The 1,293-nt window shown below is 64.2% G+C and carries 1 protein-coding gene and 2 pseudogenes; all 3 read right to left on the bottom strand.

The window, feature by feature from the left end; all coding sequences use genetic code 11:
* Nucleotides 1-299: pseudogene (locus A2J03_RS29500) on the bottom strand (energy-coupling factor transporter transmembrane protein EcfT); the annotation flags it as partial.
* A complete protein-coding gene (locus tag A2J03_RS29495) occupies nucleotides 296-976 on the bottom strand; it encodes an energy-coupling factor ABC transporter ATP-binding protein (protein WP_068381801.1) in 681 nt (226 codons plus the stop codon). The gene A2J03_RS29495 and the pseudogene A2J03_RS29500, both read right to left, overlap by 4 nt.
* Nucleotides 973-1,293 (bottom strand): annotated as a pseudogene (locus A2J03_RS29490) (acetyl-CoA C-acyltransferase); the annotation flags it as partial. The pseudogene A2J03_RS29490 and the gene A2J03_RS29495, both read right to left, overlap by 4 nt.

The following is a 1,293-nucleotide window of genomic DNA, read 5'->3' as shown; positions in this document are numbered from 1 at the left end:
ACCGAGATCATCAGCACCCCACACACCACGATCGCGCGCGTCGGAGACGTGATGATCAACTGGAAGATTCCGATGATCAGCATCATCCACAGCACCGGCCGAAGCTGGGCCAACGCTACTTTCACGGGGATTCGGGCGACAGCGAACAACGCCGCGACGGCAAGTGCGACCGCACCGACAGCGACGGGGGTGCGCGCAAAGAGCGTTGCCGCGATGATCGTCAACAGCAAGAGCAGCAGCTTCACTCCTGCGGGCATCCGATGCAGCAGCGAGCTACCGGGCCGATACAACCCGATCACATGACCAACTCCCGATACGCCGGTACCGCATCGTCCGGGGTTCCGTCGAACGCCACCAGTCCGTCGTCGATGACGATCACCCGCTCGAACGAGTCCAAGAGAGCCAGCTGATGGGTGACGACGATGACCTGTTGGTCCATCGAATCGAGCGCGTTGGCGACGACACGGGCATTGCGGAGGTCGAGCAGCGTCGTCGGTTCGTCGGCGACGACGACCTCCGGTCGACGGATCAGCACCGCGCCGATCGCGAGCAACTGTTTCTGCCCGCCGGACAACAGGTGTGCCGGGTGCTCGGCATGGCCGTCGAGCCGGAAGCGAACCATGATGTCCTGCACGCGCTCGGCGACGTCCTGCTTGCTCAGTCCGGAACGTCGCAGTGAGAACGCGAGATCCTCGGCGACGGTGGGCATTACGATCTGTGTGTCGGGGTCGGTGAAGACGAACCCGACTTTCTTGCGGACCTGCGCGCCCTTCTTCGCGGCGTCGACACCGTCGACCGTCACGGTTCCCGAGTTCGGAGCGAGGAGACCGTTGATGGTGCGCGCCAGCGTCGACTTGCCCGACCCGTTCGATCCGATGATGCCGACGCGCCGCTCGGTGATACGAAGATCTATCCCACGCAACACTTCCCGTTCTCCGAATGCGTGCCGGACGGCATCGAAGACGATCTCACTCACCGCACACGCTCCACGATCATTGCTATTCCCTGACCTCCACCGATCGCGCAGGCCGCGAGACCGAGTTCCGGTCCGGACGGGGTCGACATCTGACGTGCCAACCGCACCAGCAGTATCGCACCGGACGCGCCCCACGGATGCCCCATCGCGATCGCGCCACCCTGCGGGCACAGTAGGCTCTCGTCGAGACCCAACTCGTCGGACACCGCAAGAACCACGGAGGCGAATGCCTCGGTGATCTCCACGATGCCGATGTCGGACAGAGCAACTCCGGTGCGAGCGAGCACCTTCTCGATGGCGGGGACCGGGCCGAGACC

Origin of the sequence: Rhodococcus sp. EPR-157 (assembly GCF_001647195.1) — a bacterium.
In the GTDB taxonomy this organism is placed as follows: Bacteria; Actinomycetota; Actinomycetes; order Mycobacteriales; family Mycobacteriaceae; genus Rhodococcoides.
Note: the sequence above shows the minus strand (reverse complement) of the source record. Positions and strands in the feature narration are given on the sequence as shown.